The sequence below is a fragment of the Bacillus sp. AFS001701 genome (assembly GCF_002559405.1).
Taxonomy (GTDB): domain Bacteria; phylum Bacillota; class Bacilli; order Bacillales; family Bacillaceae_G; genus Gottfriedia.
In genome coordinates this window covers 1-610 of record NZ_NTZO01000351.1, presented here as the reverse complement: position 1 = coordinate 610, position 610 = coordinate 1, and the positions used below count along the sequence as shown (strand labels likewise).

Sequence of the window (610 nt, the reverse complement as noted above, 5' to 3'; positions counted from 1 at the left end):
TAAAATAGGAATTGAACAAGAATATCGTAAATTGTTCAAACAAGCAAAACAGTCTATCACAATTTATTCTCCATATTTTATACCGAATAATAAAGTGATTTGGGATTCATTATTAAATGCAGCAAATAGAGGAATAGAAGTAAAAATACTATATTCACATAAATCAGATGCACTTCTAGTACAACAAGCAGCATTTCCATATATAAAGCAAGCTTGGAAAAATAATATAAAAGTATATGGGTTTAAAAAAGGTATTTTTCACGGTAAAGTAATTAAAATTGATGATCAAGTTCTTATGATTGGCACAACAAATTTTGATTCCAGGTCATTTCATTTAACGGATGAATTAAATTGTTATATATATGATCAACAATTTATCAAACAAGTAGAACCAGAATTAGCGGATGAATTTAATCATGCTTTTGAAATTACACCTACTTATATTAAAGATTTACCATTTAAAGAAAAATTAAAAGAAAAAATAGCGAAAGTATTTGAGTTTTATTTATAGGGTAAAAAACTAGTAGTACTGTATTTTTGTTTAAAGAATACAATAAAAAAATAATGAAAGATTAATCAAGAAAATTGGTTAATCTTTTTTTTTTTTTTT

1 protein-coding gene is annotated in these 610 nt (G+C 24.3%); it reads left to right on the top strand.

The annotated features are described in order from the left end of the window. The coding region (locus tag CN514_RS19650; RefSeq protein WP_286141766.1) for a phospholipase D-like domain-containing protein at positions 1-511 on the top strand (511 nt) is incomplete at its 5' end. Positions 512-610: the final 99 nt, after the last annotated feature.